Source organism: Thauera aminoaromatica, assembly GCF_000021765.1.
In the GTDB taxonomy this organism is placed as follows: Bacteria; Pseudomonadota; Gammaproteobacteria; order Burkholderiales; family Rhodocyclaceae; genus Thauera; species Thauera aminoaromatica.
Genome location: NC_011662.2, coordinates 1,097,171 through 1,121,072, shown reverse-complemented (window position 1 = coordinate 1,121,072; position 23,902 = coordinate 1,097,171). Strand labels below are relative to the sequence as shown.

At 65.0% G+C, this 23,902-nt stretch carries 27 protein-coding genes and 2 pseudogenes; 26 read left to right on the top strand and 3 right to left on the bottom strand.

Annotated features, from left to right (window positions below; translation table 11 throughout):
• Window positions 1–31 precede the first annotated feature (31 nt).
• Window positions 32–1,786: a PHA/PHB synthase family protein gene (locus TMZ1T_RS05010; RefSeq protein WP_012584796.1), complete on the bottom strand. Its 1,755-nt coding sequence runs from the start codon at window positions 1,784–1,786 to the stop codon at window positions 32–34.
• Window positions 1,787–2,121: 335 nt separating this feature from the next.
• On the opposite strand from TMZ1T_RS05010, the gene TMZ1T_RS05005 reads away from it, so the two are divergent.
• The 15 genes from TMZ1T_RS05005 (at window position 2,122) to TMZ1T_RS04935 (ending at window position 14,399) form a co-directional block, all read left to right on the top strand.
• Complete coding sequence (locus TMZ1T_RS05005; protein ID WP_004255154.1) at window positions 2,122–2,730, top strand: TetR/AcrR family transcriptional regulator; 609 nt, start codon at window positions 2,122–2,124, stop codon at window positions 2,728–2,730.
• Window positions 2,731–2,917: 187 nt separating this feature from the next.
• On the top strand, window positions 2,918–3,343 hold the full coding sequence (locus TMZ1T_RS05000; RefSeq protein WP_083768689.1) for a hypothetical protein: 426 nt from the start codon (window positions 2,918–2,920) through the stop codon (window positions 3,341–3,343).
• A gap of 27 nt (window positions 3,344–3,370) precedes the next feature.
• The gene (gene hlyD, locus TMZ1T_RS04995; protein WP_012584794.1) at window positions 3,371–4,408 is read left to right on the top strand and encodes a secretion protein HlyD; all 1,038 of its coding nucleotides are present in this window, start codon (window positions 3,371–3,373) and stop codon (window positions 4,406–4,408) included.
• A gap of 1 nt (window position 4,409) precedes the next feature.
• The gene (locus TMZ1T_RS04990; protein ID WP_012584793.1) at window positions 4,410–6,182 is read left to right on the top strand and encodes an ATP-binding cassette domain-containing protein; all 1,773 of its coding nucleotides are present in this window, start codon (window positions 4,410–4,412) and stop codon (window positions 6,180–6,182) included.
• Entirely contained in the window at window positions 6,179–7,348 is a 1,170-nt protein-coding gene (locus TMZ1T_RS04985) for an ABC transporter permease (RefSeq protein ID WP_004255145.1), read from the top strand. Before TMZ1T_RS04990 ends, TMZ1T_RS04985 begins: the two co-directional genes overlap by 4 nt.
• A 7-nt stretch (window positions 7,349–7,355) precedes the next feature.
• On the top strand, window positions 7,356–8,471 hold the full coding sequence (locus TMZ1T_RS04980) for an ABC transporter permease (RefSeq protein ID WP_455431907.1): 1,116 nt from the start codon (window positions 7,356–7,358) through the stop codon (window positions 8,469–8,471).
• Entirely contained in the window at window positions 8,468–10,006 is a 1,539-nt protein-coding gene (locus TMZ1T_RS04975) for an efflux transporter outer membrane subunit (RefSeq protein ID WP_012584792.1), read from the top strand. Before TMZ1T_RS04980 ends, TMZ1T_RS04975 begins: the two co-directional genes overlap by 4 nt.
• A 20-nt stretch (window positions 10,007–10,026) precedes the next feature.
• Entirely contained in the window at window positions 10,027–10,236 is a 210-nt protein-coding gene (locus tag TMZ1T_RS04970; protein WP_004255140.1) for a YgaP family membrane protein, read from the top strand.
• A gap of 7 nt (window positions 10,237–10,243) precedes the next feature.
• Window positions 10,244–10,759: an ATP-binding cassette domain-containing protein gene (locus tag TMZ1T_RS04965; RefSeq protein WP_004255139.1), complete on the top strand. Its 516-nt coding sequence runs from the start codon at window positions 10,244–10,246 to the stop codon at window positions 10,757–10,759.
• Window positions 10,760–10,784: 25 nt separating this feature from the next.
• On the top strand, window positions 10,785–11,369 hold the full coding sequence (locus tag TMZ1T_RS04960) for a hypothetical protein (RefSeq protein ID WP_012584791.1): 585 nt from the start codon (window positions 10,785–10,787) through the stop codon (window positions 11,367–11,369).
• Between the two features lie 78 nt (window positions 11,370–11,447).
• Complete coding sequence (locus TMZ1T_RS04955) at window positions 11,448–11,837, top strand: hypothetical protein (RefSeq protein WP_261789176.1); 390 nt, start codon at window positions 11,448–11,450, stop codon at window positions 11,835–11,837.
• Window positions 11,834–12,241, top strand: a complete 408-nt coding sequence (locus TMZ1T_RS04950) for a hypothetical protein (protein ID WP_012584789.1) — start codon at window positions 11,834–11,836, stop codon at window positions 12,239–12,241. Before TMZ1T_RS04955 ends, TMZ1T_RS04950 begins: the two co-directional genes overlap by 4 nt.
• Entirely contained in the window at window positions 12,238–12,681 is a 444-nt protein-coding gene (locus tag TMZ1T_RS04945) for an LOG family protein (protein WP_012584788.1), read from the top strand. The genes TMZ1T_RS04950 and TMZ1T_RS04945 overlap by 4 nt, the downstream gene beginning before the upstream one ends.
• Window positions 12,678–13,877, top strand: a complete 1,200-nt coding sequence (locus tag TMZ1T_RS04940) for a lipid A deacylase LpxR family protein (protein ID WP_041589617.1) — start codon at window positions 12,678–12,680, stop codon at window positions 13,875–13,877. Before TMZ1T_RS04945 ends, TMZ1T_RS04940 begins: the two co-directional genes overlap by 4 nt.
• Before the next feature lie 60 nt (window positions 13,878–13,937).
• Window positions 13,938–14,399 carry a cytochrome c gene (locus TMZ1T_RS04935; RefSeq protein WP_261789175.1) on the top strand — a complete coding sequence of 154 codons (462 nt, stop codon included), beginning with the start codon at window positions 13,938–13,940 and terminating at the stop codon, window positions 14,397–14,399.
• 111 nt (window positions 14,400–14,510) lie between these two features.
• Here the strand turns inward: TMZ1T_RS04935 and TMZ1T_RS21830 are convergent, their stop codons facing one another.
• The gene (locus tag TMZ1T_RS21830; RefSeq protein ID WP_455431906.1) at window positions 14,511–14,654 is read right to left on the bottom strand and encodes a hypothetical protein; all 144 of its coding nucleotides are present in this window, start codon (window positions 14,652–14,654) and stop codon (window positions 14,511–14,513) included.
• Window positions 14,655–14,773: 119 nt separating this feature from the next.
• A pseudogene (locus TMZ1T_RS21825) lies at window positions 14,774–14,830 on the bottom strand (hypothetical protein); the annotation flags it as partial.
• Between the two features lie 579 nt (window positions 14,831–15,409).
• On the opposite strand from TMZ1T_RS21825, the pseudogene TMZ1T_RS20460 reads away from it, so the two are divergent.
• From TMZ1T_RS20460 to TMZ1T_RS04880, 11 genes and pseudogenes are all read left to right on the top strand, one after another.
• A pseudogene (locus TMZ1T_RS20460) lies at window positions 15,410–15,517 on the top strand (LysR family transcriptional regulator); the annotation flags it as partial.
• A gap of 82 nt (window positions 15,518–15,599) precedes the next feature.
• A complete protein-coding gene (gene tnpA, locus TMZ1T_RS04925) occupies window positions 15,600–15,917 on the top strand; it encodes an IS66 family insertion sequence element accessory protein TnpA (RefSeq protein WP_012584785.1) in 318 nt (105 codons plus the stop codon).
• Window positions 15,917–16,276, top strand: a complete 360-nt coding sequence (tnpB, locus tag TMZ1T_RS04920; RefSeq protein WP_012584784.1) for an IS66 family insertion sequence element accessory protein TnpB — start codon at window positions 15,917–15,919, stop codon at window positions 16,274–16,276. Before tnpA ends, tnpB begins: the two co-directional genes overlap by 1 nt.
• A gap of 22 nt (window positions 16,277–16,298) precedes the next feature.
• Entirely contained in the window at window positions 16,299–18,044 is a 1,746-nt protein-coding gene (gene tnpC, locus TMZ1T_RS04915) for an IS66 family transposase (protein ID WP_012584783.1), read from the top strand.
• 14 nt (window positions 18,045–18,058) lie between these two features.
• Window positions 18,059–18,892 (top strand): LysR family transcriptional regulator, encoded by an 834-nt coding sequence (locus TMZ1T_RS04910; protein WP_012584782.1) that lies wholly within the window; start codon window positions 18,059–18,061, stop codon window positions 18,890–18,892.
• A 554-nt stretch (window positions 18,893–19,446) separates the two neighbouring features.
• Window positions 19,447–20,202: a hypothetical protein gene (locus TMZ1T_RS04905; protein ID WP_012584781.1), complete on the top strand. Its 756-nt coding sequence runs from the start codon at window positions 19,447–19,449 to the stop codon at window positions 20,200–20,202.
• A 124-nt stretch (window positions 20,203–20,326) separates the two neighbouring features.
• The gene (locus TMZ1T_RS04900; protein WP_004255100.1) at window positions 20,327–20,545 is read left to right on the top strand and encodes an AlpA family transcriptional regulator; all 219 of its coding nucleotides are present in this window, start codon (window positions 20,327–20,329) and stop codon (window positions 20,543–20,545) included.
• A 40-nt stretch (window positions 20,546–20,585) separates the two neighbouring features.
• The gene (locus TMZ1T_RS04895; protein WP_012584780.1) at window positions 20,586–21,452 is read left to right on the top strand and encodes a ParA family protein; all 867 of its coding nucleotides are present in this window, start codon (window positions 20,586–20,588) and stop codon (window positions 21,450–21,452) included.
• The gene (locus TMZ1T_RS04890; protein ID WP_012584779.1) at window positions 21,436–21,672 is read left to right on the top strand and encodes a hypothetical protein; all 237 of its coding nucleotides are present in this window, start codon (window positions 21,436–21,438) and stop codon (window positions 21,670–21,672) included. Before TMZ1T_RS04895 ends, TMZ1T_RS04890 begins: the two co-directional genes overlap by 17 nt.
• Window positions 21,665–23,323, top strand: coding sequence for a ParB family protein (locus TMZ1T_RS04885; RefSeq protein WP_012584778.1), 1,659 nt, complete (start codon window positions 21,665–21,667; stop codon window positions 23,321–23,323). The genes TMZ1T_RS04890 and TMZ1T_RS04885 overlap by 8 nt, the downstream gene beginning before the upstream one ends.
• A gap of 17 nt (window positions 23,324–23,340) precedes the next feature.
• Window positions 23,341–23,901: a DUF2857 domain-containing protein gene (locus tag TMZ1T_RS04880; protein ID WP_012584777.1), complete on the top strand. Its 561-nt coding sequence runs from the start codon at window positions 23,341–23,343 to the stop codon at window positions 23,899–23,901.
• Window position 23,902 lies beyond the last annotated feature (1 nt).

Here is a 23,902-nt window from a genome sequence, read left to right as displayed (position 1 = left end):
CTTCAGTGCGTCTTGGCTTCAGTGCGTCTTGTCACCGCATTGCCACATAGGTACCAGGCGCATCACCGAGCGGCGCCTGCGTGCCTCCCATGGCAGGTGGCGATACCCGCTCGGTCGAACGTCGCGCCAGCCACTGCTGCCAGGCTGGCCACCAGGAGCCCTTGTTCAGCGGGGTTTCGGCACGCCACGTTTGCGGATCGATGTAGCGAGCGCCGGCGCTGCGGGTCGCAATCTGGTAGCTGCGCCGGGGGTGCCCCGGCTCGCTGACCACGCCGGCGTTGTGCCCGCCGCTGGTCAGTACGAAGGTCAGTTCCGCATCACTGAGCAGGTGCATTTTGTACACGGATGGCCAGGGGGCGACGTGGTCGCGCACCGTGCCGACGATGAGCATCGGCACTTCGATGTCGGCGATCGCCACCGGCCGTCCGCCGACCTGGTAGCGTCCCTCGGCCAGATCGTTGTTCAGATACAAACGCCGCAGGTACTCGCTGTGCATGCGATACGGCATGCGCGTCACGTCGGCATTCCAGGCCATCAGGTCATTGAACTCCTGCCGTTCGCCCAGCAGGTACTCGCGCACGCGGCGCGACCAGATCAGGTCGCGCGAGTTGAGCATCTGGAAAGAGGCGGCCATCTGCTTGCCGTCGAGATAGCCCTTGTCCCACATCCCGGCTTCCAGCCAGGCGAGTTGACTGTCGTCGATGAAAAGCGCGATTTCGCCCGACTCGCGGAAGTCGGTCTCCGACGCCAGCAGCGTCAAACTGTGCAGCCGGTCGTCGCCATCGCGCGCCATCGCGGCTGCGGCGATCGTCAGCAAGGTGCCGCCCAGGCAATAGCCAACCGCCTGCACCTTGCGCTCGGGCACGATGGCCGTGACCGCGTCCAGTGCATCCATGACCCCCAACCACCGGTAATCCTCCAGGCCGAGGTCGCGATCGGCCGCGGTCGGGTTCTTCCATGAAAGGATGAACACCGTATGCCCCTGGTCGACCAGGTACTTCACCATCGAGTTGTACGGTGACAGGTCGAGGATGTAGTACTTCATGATCCAGGAGGGCACGATCAGCACCGGCTCGGCATACACATCGGGGGTCGTGGGTGTGTACTGGATCAGCTCGATCAGGTGGTTGCGAAACACCACCTTTCCTGGCGTGACCGCCACGTCCTGGCCGACTTTGAAGCCTTCGACCCCGGCCGGTTCATCGTCAAGCGCCAGACGCTGTGCATCGTCGAGGAAGTTCATCGCGCCGCGCCACAGGTTGGCGCCGCCGCTGGTTCTGATGGCTTCCAGCACTTCCGGGTTGGTCCAGATGAAATTCGATGGCGACCACATGTCCAGCCACTGCCGCCCGGCGAAAGTGACCATGTTCTCGTGATGGCGCGACACGCCGCGCACGCCGGTGGTGGCGTTGTGCCACCACTGCTGCTGCAGCAAAAAGCCCTGGTGGATCACGTTGAACGGCCATTGCTGCCAGGCCGGCGCCTCGAAGCGCCGATCCTGCTCCAATGGCTCGATGCACGTGGGGCAGCCGTGGGCACTTGCAGCGTGCGCGACGTAACGCGCCAAGCGTCGCTGCTTGTGCAACCCCTTGTCGATCAGGCTGCGCTGCTTGCCCGGTGAAAGGCTCAGGTGCAGCGCCCAGTCGTACCAAGCCAGCAAACCCGCCGCCGGCGACAACCCGCCAGTGCCGCGTGCCCGGCACGCGTTCGCAAGCGTATCCAGGACATCGGGGTGACAGACGGACGGTGCCGGCGCGGGCTTGTCAGGTATGGCAAGGGTGTTCATCTCTGATCTTCCGATGTTGTAAGTAACTTATTACTATCATAATGCCTACGGGAAAAGATGCAAAGCCTTGAAGAACGCCCGGGGGATTTCCGCCTTCGCTCGAACGAAATCGCTTCTCTTGCTCTGACTGAGGTGGCCGACTTGCCGACCGATTACTCATGATCCGCCTGAGGGGTGTGTTCGCTTCCTGGGTCTCGTCAGCTCACTTGGCCACGATCCATGGATGGGGCAGGAACCATCCTTTCCCGTGCGATGAACCGTATTCCCGATCTTGCGACGCGGATGTTTTGCATGTTAGGATAGTAATAGGTCACTTACTTTATGGAGTCTGATCGGTGAGCGAACGTCCTCAACATCTGTCCGCTGAAGAGCGGCGTGCTGCCACAGTGCAAGCGGTGGTGGACTTGGCCGCGGAGCAAAACCCGGCCGAAATCACGACCACGGCCATCGCCGATCGAATGGGTTTGACGCAGGGCGCGCTGTTTCGCCACTTCCCCACCAAGGACGCGATCCTGGAGGCAACGATGACCTGGGTCGGTGAGCGTCTACTGGTGCGCGTGGACAAGGCGGCCGAGGGCGCCGCGTCTCCTGCCGCAGCACTCGAAGCCATGTTCATGACGCACATCGACTTCGTGGCCAAGCATCCCGGCGTGCCGCGCATGCTGTTCGGAGAACTGCAACGCTCTGGCGAGACGCTCGCCAAGCGGATGGTGCAGACCTTGCTCCGTCAATACGAACAGCGCCTGCGCCGCCTGATGGAGGCAGGCAAGGCGCAAGGCGACCTGGATGCGGATCTGGACGTGGATGCCGCCGCCGTGTTGTTCATCGGCACGATCCAGGGACTGGTCATGCAGTCGCTGTTGGCCGGCAAGGTCAGTCGCATTCGTCGTGATGCGCCAGCCGTGTTTGCCATCTATCTCCGTGGCATCACGCACACCCGATGAAACGCCTTCCATCCTGCCGCCACGCAGTTGCCCGGTCGGCCGAGAGGCACACCACGGTCATGCGATCGCGTTGCGCCTCCAGCGCGAATCCGCGTCATTCAACACTCAGCCCGACCGCCCGGCGGAACGCACACGCACGCCGCGACGACGGCGAAGGCTTGGGAGTTTCCGCGATCAAGTAAAGGCCATGAAGATGACCACTCATCCACAACGCAGCCTCTGGAACTGGCTGATCTCCCTGCTCGCGATCGGCTTCGGCCTGCTCACTCTTCGGGAGGGCGGCGCCGTTCTGTTTGTCGACGGCGCGGCGCGCCAAGCCGCCGGCCACTATGTGCCTTTCGTGCTCTGGTTCAATTTTCTGGCCGGGTTCGCCTACATCGTCGCCGGCGTCGGCTTGTGGATGCGCCGGCGCTGGGCCGCGTGGTTGGCGATTGTCATCACGGTGGCGACCGCACTCGTGTTCCTCGCTTTCGGAGTGCATGTGGCTCTGGGTGGCGCCTGGGAGCGACGCACGGTGGTCGCCATGACGCTGCGCACGTTGGTGTGGGCTGGCATAGCGGCCATCGCCTGGCGCCGGTCAGCGGCGAATGCGCCGGTCGCACGCGAGCACTGAGCACCTTTATCCAGCGGAAACCCATCGATGAAAACTCCAAACCTCCTCTCCAGAAAAACCCGTTGGGTCGTGATCGCCGTCGTCTTGCTCGCTCTTGGCGGCGCACTGGCGTTCTGGCTGTCGCGCGACCATGGACAACAAGATGCATTGCGCCTCTACGGCAACGTCGATATCCGCGAGGTGCAACTGGCCTTCCGTCAGCCCGGGCGCGTGATGCAAATGGCTTTCGACGAGGGCGATGCCGTCAGCGTGGGCGCGCGCCTGGCGGCGCTTGACGCGCAACCCTATCGGGAAGCCCTTGCGGCAGCGCAGGCCCAGGTGCAGGTGGCGCAGGCGGAACTGGCCAAGCTGCGCCGCGGCCTGCGACCGCAGGAAATCACCCAGGCGCGCGAGGCCCTCAGGCAGGCACAGGCGCTCGCCACCGAGACCGAGCGGAATTTCAAGCGCCAGAGTGGCCTGCTGACATCGGGTGCCAGCAGCCAGCGTACGGTCGATGCCGCCCGCACGGCGCGAGACCAGGCAGCCGCTGGCGTCGAAGCAGCGAAGGCGGCCCTGTCGCAAGCATCCGAAGGCTTCCGCAAGGAAGACATCGCCGCGGCAGAAGCTCGCCTTGCGGCCGCTCAGGCTGCCGCAGCGCAAGCCACGACAGCCTTGGCGGACACCGAATTGGTGGCGCCCAGTAGTGGCACCGTCATCGCACGGGTGCGCGAGCCCGGCAGCATGGTTGCAAGCCAGAGCGCGGTCTACAGCCTGAGCCTGGACAAGCCGGTTTACGTGCGCGCCTACGTGGGCGAGTCGGACTTGGGGCGCATCGCGCCCGGTACTGTGGTACGCGTCAAAAGCGATTCATCAGAGAAGGTCTATCGCGGCCAGATCGGCTTCATCTCGCCGCGCGCCGAGTTCACCCCCAAGACGGTGGAGACGACGGATTTGCGCACGGATCTGGTGTACCGCCTGCGCATCGTCATCGACGAAGCCGACAGCGACAGTGCCTTGCGCCAGGGCATGCCGGTGACGATCGAGGTCGATGCGAAAGCCGGCACCGGTATCCCGGGGGAGCGGTGAAATGCAGGCAAGCCGTGCCATCGCCGCCGTGCCTGCTGGTGCGGGCGAAGACGCTGCCGTCGTCATCGAGGGCGTGGACAAGCATTTCGGCGACATAAAGGCTCTGCGGGGCTTGAGCGCGCGCATCCACTATGGGCGGCTGACCGGTCTGGTCGGCCCGGACGGCGCCGGCAAGACGACGCTGATGCGGATTCTGACCGGCCTCCTGGTGCCGAACGCCGGCCACGTCACCTTGGCAGGCTATGACGTGGTCAAGGACAACGACGCCATTCACGTCGCCAGCGGCTACATGCCGCAACGCTTTGGACTGTACGAAGACCTGTCGGTGATGGAGAACATGCGCCTGTATGCGCAGTTGCGCGGAATGGATGCGGACCGCAACGCCGATCTGTTTGCCGAGCTGCTGGACTTCACGCGGCTCGGACCCTTCACCAAACGCCTGGCCGGCAAGCTCTCCGGCGGCATGAAGCAGAAGCTGGGCCTGGCCTGTGCGCTCATGGCGCGGCCGAAGGTGCTGCTGCTGGACGAGCCGGGCGTGGGTGTCGACCCGGTCAGCCGCCAGGACTTGTGGCGCATGGTGCAGGCGCTGACCGATGAAGGCATGGCCGTGGTCTGGTCCACCGCCTATCTCGACGAAGCCGAGCGCTGTGAGAGCGTGCTGCTGCTGAACCAAGGGCAGCTCCTGTTCGAGGGCCCGCCGCAGGAGCTGACCGCGCAGCTCGAAGGCCGCAGTTTCCGTCTGGAAGACGTCGGTGCCGAGCGCCGAGCGGTCCTGACCCAGGCACTCGACCTGCCCAGCGTGAGCGATGGCGTGATCCAGGGCGCCGGCGTGCGCGTGGTGTTGCGCGAGGGCGCTCAAGCGGAGCAGCTCCAGGCCCTGTCCGATCAGGCGCAGGTGCGACTGGCGCAGGTGCCCGCGCGCTTCGAAGACGCCTTCATCGATCTGCTCGGTGGCGGCCCCGGCGGCACTTCGACGCTGGCCGAGCGTCTGCCGCCGGTTGAGCTGGGTTCCGATATTGCCGTGTCGTGCCGAAACCTCACCAAGCGCTTCGGTGAGTTCACCGCCACCGACAACGTCAGCTTCGAGGTGCAAAAGGGCGAAATCTTCGGCCTGCTCGGCCCCAACGGCGCCGGCAAGTCCACCACCTTCAAGATGTTGTGCGGCCTGTTGAAACCCACTGCTGGCGAAGCGCATGTGGTGGGCCATGATCTGCGCCGCGCCACCGGCGCAGCCAAGAGCCGGCTCGGCTACATGGCGCAGAAGTTTTCGCTCTACGGCCTGCTCTCGGTGCAGCAGAACCTGGAATTCTCGGCCGGCGTCTACGGACTGGAAGGCAACACCCGGCGCGAGCGCATTGCCGAGATGATCGAAACCTTCGATCTGGGCGACTGGTTGTCCGCCACGCCCGATTCCCTGCCGCTGGGACATAAGCAGCGCCTGGCCTTGGCTTGTTCGCTGATGCACCGGCCGCCCGTGCTGTTCCTGGATGAGCCCACTTCGGGCGTGGACCCGATCACCCGGCGCGAATTCTGGACCCACATCAACGGACTGGCCCGCAAGGGCGTGACCATCATGGTCACCACCCACTTCATGGACGAGGCCGAATACTGCGACCGCGTGGCCATGCTCTCGCGTGCGCAACTGATCGCGCTGGATACGCCCGACGCGCTCAAACGTTCGGCGGTCAGCCCCGAACGGCCCGACCCGACGATGGAGGACGCCTTCATCCACCTGGTGGAGTCGTCAGACCGCGAGCTGGAGGCCGCCACATGAACGGCGCCACAATGCACAAAGACGGAAGTGACTCCCTGCAGACCGACTTGCGCCATTTTGATCTACGGCGCTTGATCGCCCTGGTGACCAAGGAAAGCTACCAGGCGCTGCGCGACCCCTCGACGCTGCTGATCGCGTTCGTGCTCCCGGTGGTGTTGCTGCTGCTGTTCGCCTATGCGGTGTCGCTGGATGCGAAGGATGTCCGTGTCGGCGTGGTCCTGGAGTCGCCCGGCGCATCGGCACAGTCGCTGGCCGCAGCGTTTTCGGGCACTCGCTTCCTGAATACGCACTTCGCCCATGACCGGCGCGAAGTAGCCGACCAACTGGTCTCAGGCGACCTGCGCGGCTACGTGGTGATCCCGCAGGATTTCGAGCAGCGTCTGGCCCTCCGTGGCAGCGAGCCGCTGGTGCAGATCGTCACCGATGGCTCCTACCCCAATACCGCCAACTACGTCGAGAACTACGCCCGTGGCGTGGTCCAGTCCTGGCGTGCCGGACTGGACGTCGGAGCACCGGCGCAGTCCATCATGCTGGAGCCGCGCTACTGGTTCAACCCCGAACTGGAAAGCCGACGCGCACTGATTCCCGGCGCCATCGCCATCGTCATGACCATCATCGGCACCATGCTGACTGCACTGGTGGTGGCGCGTGAATGGGAGCGCGGCACCATGGAGGCAGTGCTGTCCACGCCGGCCTCGGTGGCCGAAATCCTGATCGGCAAGCTGCTGCCGTACTTCGCGCTCGGCATGCTGTCCACGCTGGGCGCATCGGCGCTGGCGGTGTTCGTGTTCGGCGTCCCGATGCGCGGCTCCTTGCTGTCCCTGTTGCTCTTGTCGGCGGTGTTCATGGTGCCGGCGCTGGGTCAGGGTCTGCTGATCTCGTCGCTGGCACGCAACCAGTTCCTGGCCGCGCAGATCGCGCTGTTCACGGGCTTCCTGCCGGCCTTCATGTTGTCGGGCTTTCTGTACGAGATCGACGCCATGCCGGCACCGATCCGCGCCATCACCTTGGTGGTTCCGGCGCGCTACTTCGTCGATTCGCTGAAGACGGTGTTCCTGGCCGGCGACATCTGGGCCGTGTTCCTGCCCAACCTGGCGGCCATGGCGGCGATCGGGGTGCTGTTCTTCGTGATCGCCAAGCGCGCCACGCGCAAGAACTTGGAGTGACGCGATGTTGACTTCCGCATTCTCGTTCACCCGCCTGCGCGCCCAGTTCATCAAGGAAGTGCTCAGCGTCCTGCGCGATCCGCGCAGCCGCATGGTGGTGTTCGTGCCGCCGATCCTGCAGTTGCTAGTGTTCGCCTTTGCCGCGACGCTGGAAGTGCGCAACGTCGATATCGCCGTCTACGATCAGGATGCGGGGCGGTGGTCGCACGAGTTGGTACAGCGACTGGACAGCGCCCGCTTCATCACCCACGTCCGGCATGTCGACAGCCAGCAGCAGCTCCACGAGCTGATCGACCGTGGCGAGGTGATCGCCGCGCTCGCCATCCCGGTGGATTTCTCGCGCTCCATCGCGGCCGGCGAAAGTGGCCGCGCGCAGGTACTGGTCGATGGCCGGCGCAGCAACTCCGGGCAGATCACCGTGGCCTATCTGTCCACCATCGCCGCCGATGTCGGCGCCGAGGTCGTGCCCGACGCTCAGGCACCAACGCCCGTGGTCGTGCGCCACTGGTTCAACCCGAATCTGGTCTACCGCTGGTTCATCGTGCCCGGGCTGACGGGCATCCTGGCGCTGTTCAGCTCGCTCTTGATCACCTCGTTGTCGATCGCGCGCGAGCGCGAGCTGGGCACCTTCGACCAGTTGCTGGTGTCGCCCACCTCGACGCCCGAGATCATCATCTCCAAGTCGCTGCCGGCACTCGCAATTGGCACCGGGCTGGGCCTGTTCATGATCAGCGCGGGCGTCTTCCTGTTCGGCATCCCATTTACGGGCTCGTTTGCACTCCTGCTTGCCAGCCTGGTGCTGTTCATCGCCTCGGTGGTCGGCATCGGTCTGATGATTTCCGCGGTCAGCATGACGCAGCAGCAGGCCATCCTGGGGGCGTTCGCCGTCGGCGTGCCGGCGGTGCTGATGTCAGGCTTTGCGACGCCTGTGGAAAACATGCCCGTCGTTCTGCAATGGCTGGCTCAGGCCATTCCGCTGACCCATTTCCTCATCATCGTCGAAGGCAGCTTTCTCAAGGCCATGCCGCCCGGTGACATTCTCGCCAGCCTGTGGCCGCTGGCGATCATCGCCCTCGCCACGCTGACGATGGCCACCGTATTCGTCCGAGGACGCCTGCAATGAAATCCAAGACCCGCACTCCCTTTCTTCGCGCAACCGTCACCGGCCTGACCCCTGGGCGCGTGCGTCCGGTCGCGCTGGCCCTGTCGTGCGTGCTGCTGACTGCCTGCGCAACCGTGGGCCCCGACTACCGCGAGCCGCCGCCGGTCGACGTCGGCAGCGGCTGGACCTTGCCGTTGGCAAGTGAATCCCAGTCCGCAGACTTGAGCCAATGGTGGTCTGCACTGGACGATCCAGTCCTCGATCGCCTGATGGCCACAGCGCTGGCACTGAACCTGGATCTGCGCCAGGCTGCGGCACGCATCGATGAGGCACGCGCCCTGCGCGAACGTGTGGCCGGCGAGGCACTGCCCACCGCCGCCGCAGGCGCGAGCGTCAACCGGCGCCGTCAAAGCGAGAACGGCCCCTTGCCCGTAGGCTCCATCCCCGGTCTTGACGCCACGCAGACCATCTACGACGCGGGCTTCGACGCGGCCTGGGAGGCCGACTTGTTCGGGGCCAAGCGGCGCGCCCTGGAAGGCGCCAGCGCCCGCCTGCGGGCGACCGAAGCCGAGGCACAGGGCGTACGCATGCGTATCGTGGCCGAGGTCGCGCGCACCTGGTTCACCGCCGTCGGCGCCCGCTACGAGTTGCACGCACAACGCGCCACGCTGGATACGCTGCAGCAGACCTTTGAATTGGTGCGCCTGCGGCACGCGCTGGGCGACGCGTCGGCCGCCGACGTGGAGGCGGCGTACGCCCAATGGACAGCAGTCAACGCGCTCATCCCGGATATCCAGGCGCGCCAGCGCACCGCGGTGCTCAGCCTGGGCGTGCTGCTGGGCGCACCGCCGGAGCGGGAGCTGGCACTGCTTGATGGCCCCTTGACGCCGAGCACGCTGCGGGCACTGCCGGTGGGCGAGCGCGCAGATATGCTGCGCCGACGTCCTGACGTGCTGGCTGCGGAACGTCGCCTCGCAGCGAGTTCTGCCGACATCGGCGTGGCCACGGCCGAGTTGTTCCCCAAACTCTCCATCGGTGTCGGCGGCGGGTTTCAGGCGCTCAGTACGGGCGATTGGTTCGATGCATCCAGCTCGCGTTTTTCCATCCTGCCGCTGATTTCCTGGCGCCTGTTCGACGGTGGCCGTGTGCGAGCCGAAATTCGGGCACGCGAGGCGGCCGAGCGGCAGGCCGCGCTGGCCTACGAGCAGGCCGTGCTGACGGCGCTGGGCGACGCCGAGCGCGCGCTGGGCGACTACCACGGCGGGCTGGACACACTGGAACGCCGCGGCATGGCACTGGATGCCGCGCGCACAACCTACGGCCACACCAGGACGCGCTACGCGGCGGGCGACATCGCGCTGGTCGAACTGCTGGCTGCCCAGCGCAGCCTGCATGAGGCCGAAACCGCAGCCGCGCGGGCACATACCAACGCCGCCGTGCAATTGGTGGCGCTGTACAAGGCCCTTGGCGGTGGCTGGGAAGTATCCACGACGGCATCGACCGCAACCCATCCGCTGCGGGACGCTGCCGCCCCCGTCGCGTTTTCAAGCCGCTGACTCAACACAAGGAGACCGTCATGCAAATCAACGTTGGACGGCTCGACCGCATTGTGCGCGTCGTCATCGGACTGGTTCTCCTCAGTCTCCCATTGTGGCTGGACTCATCCTGGCGTTGGCTGGGACTCATTGGATTCATGCCTCTCATCACAGGGCTGGCTGGCCGCTGCCCAGGCTACCGCCTGTTCGGCCTGAGCACCTGCCCGATGCAAGAGAAGAAGCCGGAGTGAACATCCCATGAAGCTGAGTTTTCTGGGTGCGGCACGCGAAGTCACGGGCTCGTGTTTTCTGGTGGAAGCTGCCAACGCCCGCCTCCTGGTGGAATGCGGCATGGTGCAAGGCGGGCGAGAGGCACCGACGCGTAACCGCAAGCCATTCGAGTTCGATCCGGCATCCGTCGCGAATGGGGAGTCGCGCGCGAAGGCGCTGGAACTGCTTACGGCGCTCGATGTGCAACACCGGGCTCGCGCCATGCCCTCGCAACTCTCCGGTGGCGAGCAGCAACGGGTCGCCATCGCATGCGGATTGGTCAATCGCCCGCCGGTGATCCTGGCCGATGAGCGCACCGCGCCTCTCGACAGCGAGCGCGCCATGGCTGTGATCCGCATCCTCAATGACATGGCCCGGAAGTTCGAGACCGCCATCATCGTCGTCACCCATGACGAAAAGATCATCCCCACATTCAAGCGCATCTACCACATCCGCGATGGCGTGACCCATGGAGACGCCGGTGAAGGGCGGGGGTTTGAATGACCTTGCAAATAAGGGAGGAGGCACCATGACGGACGACATCATGAATCGTTTCGAGCAGGAGCATCTCAAGCGGTGGTGGGAAACCACGCGCCACTACCTGTTCGCGGATATGAAAAGTCTGCTTGGAACCGCCGCCGCGGCCGAGGATCGATGGTCGCCTCCGCAGACGGACAGCCGCGGTGGCCGAAAAAGGTTTATTGCCAGAGTGAGAGGCCGGCTCTTGCGCTCAGTCAAGAGCGAGAGGAAAGACGACCCGCTGCGGGAACTGGAGAGCGTATTCCAGCAGCAGATCGCGTTCATCGCCAGGCACCCCGGCGTTCCCCGGCGACTGTTGTCGTGGTTGGCACAGGATGGCGACCCCAGCCTTCAGCGGCGCATCCGGATGCTCATCGCTAACTACGCCACCCGCCTAGCCCGAATCATCGCCCGCGCCAAACAGCAGGGCCTGGTCAGGGCCGACGTGCAACCAAGTGCTGAGGCAATTTCGCTTGTCAGTGTCATCCAGGAACTGGTGCTCCGGACCCCTACCGCGCCGCAGTGGAGGGGGTGGTTCTTGCGGGAGGCCGTCGAGGCCTTCGCCCTATACCGGGCGGGACTGGCTGTCTCTTAGGGGCTGAAGGCAAAAGCGAGTCATGGAGTAATGACTATGCGAGGACCCATGCAGCAGCGCGGATTTCTCATCCGGGCCATGTCCCTGATCGCGGTCGGGTTCGGTCTGCTGACCATCAAGGAAGGCGGCGCGATCCTGTTCGGTGGAGAAGCGGCGCAAGCCTCTGCCGGGAACTTCGTGCCGTTCGTGCTCTGGTTCAACTTTCTGGCCGGCTTCGCCTACGTCATCGCTGGCGCTGTACTGTGGCTGCGGCATCGCTGGGCGGTGTGGCTGGCCGTCGTCATCGCCGCAGCGACTGCGTTTGCCTTTGCGGCACTCGGCGCACACGTCTATGCCGGCGGGGCCTATGAAATGCGTACGGTCATCGCGATGAGCTTCCGAACGCTGGTGTGGGTAGCAATCGCAGCCATTTCCTGGCACGGCCTGTCGTGCGGGAAACCCGCCATGACGGCGAGAGATATGAAATGAACCTGAAGAAGCATCTCGCCACCGTGCTGTGGCTCGGTCTGGCATTGGCCGCCAGCGCCATGGCCGCGCCGCCTTCCCCAGCGCAAGATCATGACGGCGGTGTCGTCATGAGCTTCGTCACGGGGGAGGCACAGGAGGATGGAAATGTATCCGCGGCTCCGGCGATCAGTGACGCGGAATCGCAATGCGGGTCGGCTGGTGCGGCTCACTGGGCGCTGTATCAGCGTCTTAGAGATCGGAGTGTGCCTGCATCGCCGCCCAAGCCGGATTTTTCCGGCGCCGGGCTCCTCAACACCAAGGCTAGCGACGATCTGCAGGAAAAGGCCAAGGAGGTCGCGCAGGCATCAATACAGGCCAGGGGCGGAGGGCGCGGGATGGGCGACGGCCCCGTAGGAAAGCCGTGAAGAGCCAAGCAGCCAACCACGGTGCTTTCGAGGTTGGCGCACGTTCGATTGGCCTCAACATCACGCTGCCCCACGAACAGGCACCCAACCCCTACATGTGCCCGGATTTGGCGTTCCGATTCCACTATTTCGCCCTGCGCAAGATGCACTTCTTGTTGCACGCCAAGGGCTTGGTGGCCTTCCCCGGTGGCTATGGAACGCTTGATGAGCTGTTCGAGGTGCTCACCTTGATCCAGTCCGGAAAGATGCAGCGGATTCCGGTGGTGCTGGTCGGCCGTGCATTCTGGCGTCGCGTAGTTGATTTCGATCTTCTGCTCGACGAAGGCTATATCTCTCCATCCGATCTCGACTTGTTCACCTGCGTAGACGAAGCCGAGGAAATCGTTAGTGCCCTCGAACGCTTTTACGTCAACAGGGCAGCAGGCGATGGGGCGACATGATCGGCATCGACGGGTATTGCCGGAGCCTGCGCGGCACCAAGGTGCAGCAGTCGATGCAGTGCGCCACCTTGTTGATTGCCTGTGCATTGTTCAGCCCGATTTCTGCTTTCGGTTCCGACTTCTCGCTCTCTGCAGATCCTCCCTCCTGCTCGCCAGAGCACTCCCTGCGCTGGCGGGGTGGCACCCTGCGCCTGGAGAACGATCTATTCACCGGCTCCGACCGCAACTACACCAACGGTGTCGCGCTAACAGCAGTCTCACGTGATCTGCAAGGCGAGCTCCGTCCCGAGTGCCTGCCACAGCCGATTGGTTTGTACGCCCGCTTCATCGGCTGGGCCGATCCCGGCTTCTGGCGCGATACCGGCGACCAACCGGCATCGCAGAACCTCGTCGTTCGCTTTGGCCAGTCTATGTACACACCCGAGGACAAGACGCGCACCGATCTGATTCCCGACGATCGGCCGTACGCTGGCCTGCTCTACCTGGGCCTGGCGTGGAATCGCCGAATCCACCCACAGGCTGCCAGCTACGAAATGCTTGAAGTGCGTGAGTTGACCCTGGGCGTGATCGGCCCCTGGTCGCTGGCCGAGCAATCTCAGGATCTGGTGCATCGCGCACGCGGCATTGAGCGCTTTCGCGGCTGGGACAACCAGTTGCACAACGAGCTGGCATTTCAGATGGCCATGGAGCGCAAGTTCAAGCCGTACACGGAGGGTGCCGTCCGTCCTGGATGGGGCAGCGACGTGATCGGCAGCTATGCCTTGCGGGTCGGAAACATCGAAACCGCCGCCAGTACCGGCGTGGAGTTTCGCGCGGGCTGGAACATACCGAACGACTTCGGCAGCTATCCGATCCGCCCTGGCGCAGAGAACCGCCCGCCCTCTGGTGTTGCCGATCTGCGCACGACAACGCCGCAATCGGTCCTGGCGCCCAAACCTGGGGCACATGTCTTCCTGAACCTGGAGGGTAAAGCCGTCGCCTGGGACTTCTCACTCGACGGAAACATGTTCCGGCATAGCCATCATGTCAGCCGGCGGCCTTGGGTCGCGCAAGCAGCTCTCGGCATCAGTAGCCAATGGATCGTTGCTGGACGCGGCGTGCGGCTCGCCGTGATGCGCGGTTGGAGAACCCGCGAGTTCGACCAGCAGGCGGGCCATCACGCATTCGGATCGATCGCGCTGAGTCTGGAATTTTGAGGACACCTGCAACCATTCGTTAGACCCAAAGCATTCGTCACAACATCAATGGAGAAATTCGTGAACCAGCCCTTGAAACCCAGATCGTTCTTCACCGTCTCGCTGTCCGTGCTCTTGGCAACCTTCGCCACGGCACTCGGTGCGCAGTCCGTAGAGGCGGCAAAGCCAATGGCGCTTCGTACCATAATGGAAAGACTCGGGCGCGACATGCAAGCCGTCACGGGCGCGATTTCCAAGGAAGACTGGCCACTGGTCGCCGAGCTAGCACCACGAATCGCCAAGCATGCCGAGCCGCCCATGTCGGAAAAGATGCGCATCCTTGCTTGGCTTGGGGCAGACGCTGGAAAGTTTCGGGGTCTTGATGGACAGGTCCATGACGCCGCGACCGCCATGGGCGAGGCTGCACAGCGGAATGACGGCCAAGCAGTCATCGCGGCTTTCTCCAAGACCCAGCAAAGCTGCCTAGCCTGCCACCAGAGTTACCGTCGCTCGTTCGTGGAAAGGTTCTATGGAAGCCGCTAGCAAGGGATGGCTACACCTGTTGACGGAAGACTAGCTTCTGTCTAATCAATATACCTCGACGCGTTTCAGGTTCCCAGGAAGCCACCCGTGCAGCGATCACGGGTTCCTGCTTCACCCGCGGCAGCACTCGTTGGATCTGACGTGCATGACTCCCGTATGCATGTGGGTCACCAGCACCAGCGGATAACGCAGCACCTCGTCCAGTGAGATACGTTTGTGCTTGAGCAGCGGATGCCATGCCGGCGCCGCGACCATGAGGGGGGCGCTCCAAAGCGCCTTAGCCACGATGTCGTCACCCACTTCACCAGACTGGGCCCTAGGTCATACAGATCGCCATGCAGCCCCTTGATTTGCTGCGACAGTGACACCTCGAACAGGCGCAACTCGACGTCGGGCTCCTCCTGCCAGCATAGCGCCAGCAAGGTCGGCATGCGCGACGGGGTGATGCCATCGGACAGCGCAATGCGCAGCTGACCGTGAAAGCCGTTGGCCGCTGCCTTCACGCTGTCGCGTGCCTGCTGCAAGGCAGTGAAGATACGTGGCACATGTTCGAGGAATGGCTTGCCCGCCCGCGTCAGCCGCTTGCTGCGGCTGCTCCGGCCGCAGTGCTTCAGCAGCGCGGTTACAGGTGGCGATTTCGAAGTCGCCGCGACATGCACATCGACAGTTCATCCGGCGCGTTGCCCGCTGGCGCGAACTTCAGACCCCGCGCCGCCGCCCGTATCGACAGACCAAATCGCTCGTCGTCGGGGCTTGCGTAAGACGCCGCGAATGTCTCCCTCGGGACGCTGCGGCCACAGAAGACTACGCGAGGCGCGCTGGTGCAAGTGCTCTAGCCATCCGCCATGACCGCCGCCCGCGTTCAAGCAGCGTTGCAATAACTCCGGACACCATTGCCCGCGTGCAGTGAGCCGACGACGGCAGACACATGCAAGACATGTCGGTCTCTTCCCCGCACCCATGCGCCTCCCTACGATCATAAGGACTGGTCACGTCACGAGGGACTGCGCATGAACTTACGTCATCTTCGCTGCTTCATCGCTGTAGCCGAGGAACTGCACTTCGGCCGAGCCGCTCGGCGGCTGCACATAGAACAATCTCCTCTATCACGCACGATCGTAAGCGCTCCACGAACCCCATCCTTACGTAGCCCCCGTTGAGCCCTCATGCTTCGGCTTCCGTTTTTCGGGGAGCACGAGCATGTCGGAGCGCAGTACGTTCTGGTTGTCGCACCTGTCGGCAATCGAAGCCGAGGGCATCACCACGAAGGCGTACGCCGAGCGCGAGGGGCTGTCGCCGCAGGCGCTCTACCAGTGGCGCAAGCGCCTGGTGGCCGGTGGCCGTCGTAGCCGCGCCAAGCTTGGCGGATTCGTCCCGATCCAGATCGAACCCTCGATGACGCCCCGCGCGGGCTGCACGGTGGTGATCGACGCGCAGTTGCGGCTCGAATGCGCGATGCTGCCCGGCGTCGACTGGCTGGCCGCGCTGTCGGTGGCCCTTGCCGAGCGGGGGCGCTGATGCACCCGGGGCATTCGATCGGTGCGGTGTATCTGTACCGGCCGGCGATCGACTTTCGCAAATCCATCGGCGGACTGTCGGCACTGGTCGAGCAGGAGCTGGGGCTGAACCCGTTCGGCGACGCACTGTACCTGTTCATCAACCGTCGCCGCGACAAGCTCAAGGCGCTGTACTGGCACCGCAACGGCTTTTGCCTCTGGTACAAGCGGCTCGAAGCCGAGCGCTTCGCCTGGCCGGCGGCCGAGGCGGGCGAGCCCACCTGCGTACTGACGATGAAGGAGCTCGAATGGCTGCTTGAGGGCTTCGATCTGTGGGCGGCAAGGCCGCATAAAACGCTGCAATACCAATCAGTTACGTAGCGTGATCGGGTATAATTCCGGCATGCCGCAACGTACCGCCGCCCCTCGCTCGAACCCTTCCGTTGGCGTGTGCGCATCCGTCCTGGCCGAGCTGTTGCCCGACGATCCAGCAACGCTCAAAGCCTTGTTGCTGGCACAGCAGCGTGCCTTCGAGACGCGTGAAGCCGAACGGCAGGCAGCCTTCGAGGCCCGTGAGGCCGCACTCCAGAAAGTCTTCGATGCGCGGGAGGCTGAACGCCAAAGAGCCTTCGATGCGCGGGAGGCTGAACTGCAAAAGGCCTTCGAGGCACGCATCCTCGAGCTCTACGAGCAGCTTCGCCTGGCGCGTCGGCGCATGTTCGGGCCCAGCAGCGAATCGCACGCGGGCCAGGCCTGGCTCTTCGACGAGGCCGAGGCGCTGGCCGAGTCCGCACCCGAGGCGCTCGACACCGCAACCTTGCCGCCGCCGGCCACCGAGACGACGGGTGAGGCGTCCGCCGACACCGGCAAGAAGAAGGCGCGTGGTAAGCGCAAGCCCTTGCCCATCGAGCTGCCGCGCATCGACGTCGTCCATGACGTCCCCGAGGCCGAGCGCACCTGCGCCTGCGGCACGCCCATGGTCGAGATCGGCCAGGACGTCAGCGAACAGCTCGACATCGTCCCGATGCAGGTGCGTGTGCTGCGCCATATCCGCAAGCGCTACGGCTGCCCCGAGGGCGACCAGGCGCCGGTCACCGCCCGCGCCCCGGCGCAGGTGCTGCCCAAGAGCAACGCCAGCAACGACCTGCTGGCCTTGCTGATCGTCATCAAGTACGTCGATGGGCTGCCGCTGGCGCGTTTCGAGTACGTGCTCGCTCGCGCAGGCGTGCTTGTGCCGCGCCAGACCCTGGCGCGCTGGGTGATCGGTACCGCCCAGGCGCTGCAGCCGCTCGCCAACCTGATGCGCGACGTGCTGCTCGGGCACGACGTCATCCACATGGACGAAACCCCGGTGCAGGTGCTCAAGGAGCCTGGCCGGGCAGCCACGAGCAAGAGCCAGATGTGGGTGCAGCGCGGCGGACCGCCGGGCAAGCCGGTGGTCCTCTTCGAGTACGATCCGAGCCGCGCGCAGGCGGTGCCCTTACGCCTGCTCGAAGGCTGGAAGGGGCATCTGATGGCCGACGGGCTCGAGAGCTACGGCGCAATTGCCTTCACCGAAGGGGTGACCCGGCTCGGTTGCTGGGTGCACGCGCGACGTCGTTTCGTCGATGCCAGCAAGGTGCTGCCTGCCGGCAAGCGCGGCCGCGCCCACGAAGCGCTGGCCCTGATCGGCAAGCTCTACGCCATCGAGAAGGACGCGCGCGAACTGAACGACGCCCAGCGCCTGGCGCTACGCCAGAGCAGAAGCCGCGCCGTCATCGACGAACTGCGCCGTTGGCTCGACCAAGTGCTCCCCACCGTGCCGCCCACCTCGGTGCTCGGGGGTGCCCTGGGCTACCTGCATCGGCAGTGGCCGCGTCTGACGCGCTACCTCGAGCGCGGCGATCTGCCGATCGACAACAACCCCGCCGAAAACGCCATCCGTCCCTTCGTGGTCGGGAGAAAGGCATGGCTCTTCTCGGACACTCAGGCCGGTGCGCGTGCCAGCGCACTCCTCTACTCGCTGGTCGAAACCGCCAAGGCCAACGGCTTCGAGCCGTATCTGTGGCTGCGCCACGTGCTGCGCGCCTTGCCCACCGCGACCAACGTCGAACATTTCGAGGCCCTCCTGCCCTGGAATCTCAAGGCTGAGCAGTTGATCACGGCGTAAAGAGCCCGGGAAGGATGGGGTTCGTGGAGCGCTTACGCACGATCCGCAAGCTGGAGACAACTCTAGGCGTGACGTTGCTCAGTCGCACGCCGCGGGGCGCAACCCTGACTTGGGCAGGGCGAGTCTTCCTCGACGACGCCCGCCGCGTCATGTTGAGCGTTGAGCAGGCAGTGGCCAGCGCGAAGGCTGCTGCCTCCGGTTCTCAGGGCATTTTGCGAATCGCGCTGTCGAGAGACATAGGACGGGCGAGGCTATCAGCACTGCTTGCGCTGTGCCGCGAAGAGTCGCCGCAGGTAAACATCCGGCTCTCCGAAGTACCGCTGACCGAACTCGTGCAGGGGCTGAACGCACATCTGTTCGACGCCGGCTTTGCAATGGTCAATGAAGTGGAGGACGGGATCATTGCTGAGCCGCTGTGGGCCGACCCCTTGGTAGTGATCCTGCCCGCACGGCACCCGCTTGTAGCCTTCAAGGAAGTGCCGTTGCAGGAAGTGGTGAGCTATCCGCTGGTACTTTGTGATCCACGGGCATGCCAAGGTTGCGGTCGGCAGAGCGAACGACTGTTCCGCTCTGTCGATGTCCAACCGATTGTGGCTGAGTATGCCGCTTCTCACGGGCTGATGCTGACGTTGGTGGCCGCAGGGTACGGGCTAGGTTTTTCCACTGCCGCGCACTTGGCAACTTGCCAGCCGGCGGATGTTGTTGTCCGCCCGTTGGCCGGTCAGAGCGCATCGATAACCACCTATCTGTTACGAACCGAGGGTGGCATGACGGAGCCGTTGCAGCGGTTCATCGAACGCGCCGAACGTATATGTCATCAGGACGCAAGCACATCACGCGCGATCTGACGCGGATCTATCGGAAGGTGCGCGGCTAGTTTTCTCGGATTGCGCGATTCATCTTTGGTCTTGCGACTGACCCGATCGGCATGGCTCATGCGCTGTACTGATTCCAGTTTCGACGCAATTGCTGCGCCCTTCCGTACTCCGGCACTCGCCTGCGGGCTCGCCGCCGCGGTCATTTCACTGACGCGGAACGCATGAGCTTTTGCTGGTTGCAAACCGGCTCATCCCGTTGACGCATTGGCACTTTACGCCGTTGGAATTCCTACGGAAAACTTTGACCAGGTTTCGGGTAAAGCGCGGCACCCATGCTTGACTCCAGGGGAGCGCGACCACCAAGCCGCGTGCCGGTCCAAAGGCAAAGCGCCCGCATCATGGTTGAGGAGTTTCAAGCGTAGCAAGATGTAGTTCGCCCTTGGCCGGCCGTCAGCGCCGATGCAACGCTTCCTTCCACGATCCCGGCCGGCCCTGCGCTTCATCCGGATTTCTGGGCAATCGCCTCGCCCACTTGGGCGGTGCGCGTCTGCCAGAGTTCGATCCGACGATGGGACGCACGCGACATGGAGAAATCGAGTTGCCTTGCCTTTGGCGCCAGGATCTACTACCGCCCGATCGAGGCGGCCGTCCGTTGGGCGGGACTGTTGCGCTTTGAGCCGCGGATTCTGGAAACGCTCGGGCCACGTGCCATGCCTGAGCCGAACGACTTTCCGCGCTGGCCCTTGCTGCGCCTTTTCTCCGAGCGCATCTTCGACGCATTGGCACACGATGAACTTTCTTACGGCAAGGCAGGCATGGCGCAGGAATCTCAGCGCCCCGCACTCGACGATCCTGCGTTGATCGTGCGCCACGTCGATCTGAAGGCGTGGATGTCGCATTACTACCCCGGTGAGCGGCCTCCGTTCCTGTTCGACGGCATCGAGCGCGAACTGCATCCTGCGGTGAGCGTCGCCATGCTGAACGTGTTGCTGGCCGATCGCGAGGCCGCCAAGCTGCAGCTTGCCGAACTCGCACAACTACATGCGGCGCTGAAGGCACAGCACGAAGCGTTGGCGAAGGAACATGCCATTAGCATTCATGAGGGCGATACGAGTGAACCGGGCCTGCGCAGCGAATCGACTTACCTGAACATCATTGGCGGCCTGCTGACATTGCTGTTGGGCAAGTCCCCCGCGGGCTCTGCCTACTCGTCCTTCCGCAACATGGATGCGGTGATCAGTGCACTACTGGCCCACCATGAAGGGCGGCCCGGCATCAGCGAGCGGACGCTGTGGAGCAAGCTGGCACAGGCGCGTCGCCACCTGGAGGCATCGCGCTGAGCCTGTAACAGCAGACTGCAATTGCAGTTGCGTGTTCTGCAGTTGCAGTGAATCTCGCAGCAGCAGCATATGGAATGCGAGGCACTTTCTGAACAACGCCATCGAGCGTCAAGGAGTGCCTCTCATGTCTTCGCAGACCATCGCGCCGGCCTTGCCGCCCGAGCACCGCATCCTGCGCCGCGCCGAGGTCGAAGCCAAGACCGGCTTCAAGCGCGCGCACATCTACAGCCTGATGAAGGAAGGCAAGTTCCCCAAGGCGCTGCGCCTGGGCGTGCGCGCGGTGGGCTGGGACTCGGTGGAGATCGAACAGTGGATCGCTGATCGCCTCAAAGAACGCGCCTGACGCTTCTTCTCGGTTCATGCCATTCGACGAGGAGAAGCCCATGCAGGTGGTGTCCATCATTTCGACCAAGGGCGGCGTGGGCAAGACCACGACGGCGGCCAACCTGGGCGGCTTCATCGCCGATGCCGGGCTGCGCGTGCTGCTGCTGGACCTGGACGTGCAGCCCACGCTGTCGAGCTACTTCACGCTGGACGTGCGCGCGCCCGGCGGCATCTACGAGATGCTGGCCTTCAATGAGCGGCGCATCGAGCAACTGGTGTCGCGCACCGCGATCGCGGGCCTGGACCTGGTGCTCTCCAACGACGACCGCGGCGAGCTGAACACGCTGCTGCTGCACGCACCGGATGGGCGCCTTCGACTGCGCCATTTGCTTCCCGTCTTCCGCACGCACTATGACTTGCTGCTGGTCGACACCCAGGGCGCGCGCAGCGTGCTGCTGGAGATGGCGGTGCTGGCGTCCGACCTGGCGCTGTCGCCGGTGACGCCGGAGATCCTCGCGGCGCGCGAGCTGCGGCGCGGCACGCTGCAACTGATCGAGGACATCGCGCCGTATCGGCACCTGGGCATCGAGCCGCCACCGCTGCGCCTGCTCATCAACCGTGTGCATCCGGTGTCGTCGAACGCGCGGCTGGTCCAGCAGGCGCTGCGACAGGTGTTCCAGGAACAGGCCGGCGTGCAGGTGCTGGGCACCGACGTGCCGGCCATCGAGGCCTATCCGCGCGCTGCGACACGAGGATTGCCGGTGCATCGGGTGGAGTACCGGCAGCCGGCGGGGCGCACCGCGCCCGCGGCGCTGGAGACCATGCGCACGCTGGCCGGCGAGCTGTTCCCCGTGTGGCGGGAGCGCTTCGCGCTAGTCACCGGCCGGGCCGATGCGGGAGGGGCCGGCCATGGCGAGCGCGCATGAACTGGCGCGCGGCCGTGAACGGCTGCGCGCGCTGATCGAGTTCGCGCTGGGCGAAGGCTGGCGCGTGGTGCGCACGTCCGGTGGGCACCTGAAATTCACGAAACAAGGCTGCGCGTCGATCTACACCAGCTCGACTGCGAGCGACCACCGTGCCGACCGCAATGCACGCGCGCAACTTCGCCGCGCCGACCGGCAGGCGCAGGAGAACGGCCGTGGCTGAGCTGACGCCGCAGGACATGGCTGCCAAGCTTCTGGCCACCGGCTTCGAGCGCAGCGGCCCTTCGGCCGCGACCTTGAGCGACCCCATCGCCGACACGCCGATGGTGGTGACGCTGGACCAGTTGCGGCCCTACGACCACGACCCGCGCGTGACGCGCAACCCGGCCTATGCGGAGATCAAGGCGTCCATCCGCGAACGCGGGCTGGACGCGCCCCCCGCGATCACGCGCAGGCCGGGCGAGGCGCATTACATCATTCGCAACGGCGGCAACACGCGGCTCGCGATCCTGCGCGAGTTGTGGAGCGAGACCAAGGAGGAACGCTTCTTCCGCATTGCGTGCCTGTTCCGCCCGTGGCCGGCGCGCGGCGAAATCGTGGCGCTGACTGGACATCTGGCCGAGAACGAGCTGCGCGGCGGGCTGAGCTTCATCGAGCGGGCCTTGGGCATCGAGAAGGCGCGCGAGTTCTACGAGCAGGAAAGCGGCCAGGCGCTGTCACAGAGCGAACTCGCGCGGCGGCTGACGGCCGACGGCTATCCGGTGCCGCAGTCACACATCAGCCGCATGAACGATGCGGTGCGCTATCTGCTGCCGGCGATCCCGACGCTGCTGTACGGCGGATTGGGCCGGCATCAGGTGGACCGGCTCGCGGTGCTGCGCAAGGCGTGCGAGCGCACCTGGGAGCGGCGTGCGCTGGGCCGCACCGTGGCCGTGGACTTCGCCACCTTGTTTCAGGACGTGCTGACGCAGTTCGACACACAGCCGGACGACTTCTCGCCGCAGCGGGTGCAGGACGAGCTGGTCGGCCAGATGGCCGAGCTGCTGGAGGCGGACTACGACACGCTGGCGCTGGAGATCAACGACAGCGAAAGCCGCCAGCGTGCGCTGACCAGCGAACCGGCGGCGCCGACGCCACCGGCAGCGCCTGTCGTGCCTGCTGATCCTCCCCCGCCGGTCTCCGCGCCTCAGCAGCCACCCGCCTCGTCTGTGCCGCGCGACACCACGCCGGTCGCGCCTTCGGCGCCAGCAGCGACACCGCCTGCATCGCCCGAAGCGCCGGAGGACCAGCACGGGGAACGCGAAGAGCGCCTGCAAGGGCACATCGTGACACCGGCACCGACCACCGAGCGCCTGCAGTCCATCCAGCGGATGGTCGCGGACCAGCTCGGCGACAAGCTGCCCGACTTCGAGGCCGATGCGCTGCGTGCGATCCCCGTGCAGGTCGGCGGGCTCTATCCCATCTCGGACGTCTGGTACGTCGAGCCGGGGCTGGACGTGCCGGATCGCCTGCGCGTGCACATCGCGCAGTTCGCGCGCGAGATCGGCGAGGAAGCGGCGGTCGGCGACCACATCGAGGCCAGCGTCGGCGGCATCGGCTTCGTCTGCGCGGCGCCGGTTGTGGGCCAGGCGAAGGCGCTGCCGGCGTTCGCGCGGGCGGTGCTGACCCTGCTGCATGTGCTGAGTGCGGCTCCGCCCTCCGCGAACGGATTGGACCGCGCGCGGCTGGCCGACGAGCTGGCGGCGCTGCTGCATGGCCACGGCGGCTCGGCCACACGCCTGAGCGATGCTGCGCTGGTGAAGCTGTTCCGTCTGCTGCGCCTGGCGCGCCGGCTGCTGGATCTGGAAGCCGGCGTAGCGAGCCAGGATTCCTGAGCGCAGGAGGCTCCCGTATGTCGGCACCGCACCCGCTCAACCAGGCCGTGATCGCCCAGGCTCTGCATGACCTGCGCAACGGCCAGTTGCGCCGCTGCAAGGCCATGGGCTTCGGCGAGGAGGAGCTGGATGCGCTGAAACACCCCGAGCTCGTGAGCATGCTGGTGAATGCCACGGTGTCGTGGTGTTCGGTGTCGGTGAACCGGGAAGTGTTGAAGCGGCTGCTGAGCCAGGTGCACGACGTGGAGCGGGAGATCGCCACGGTGGACCGCATGCTGCGCCTGGGGGCGAGCACGGAGATGGTCAGCAAGTTCTACGGCCTCACGCATCAGGAAGTGGCGCTGCGCCGCAACATCCTCGGGCTGCCCAAGCGCAAGGGCCGGCATCCGGTGCTCGACGAGGCGCAGGACGTGGCCTTGTGGGAGCGCTGGAAGGCCGGCGTCGCCGAGCGCCATGTCGCCCTGACCGACGACATGGCGATGCTGGCGCTGACCATGGACCTGGCCGAGGCCATGACCCTGCCCATGTCGGTGATCTGGTCGGCGATACGGAACTGGATCGACCAGGGGCTGGTGTAGC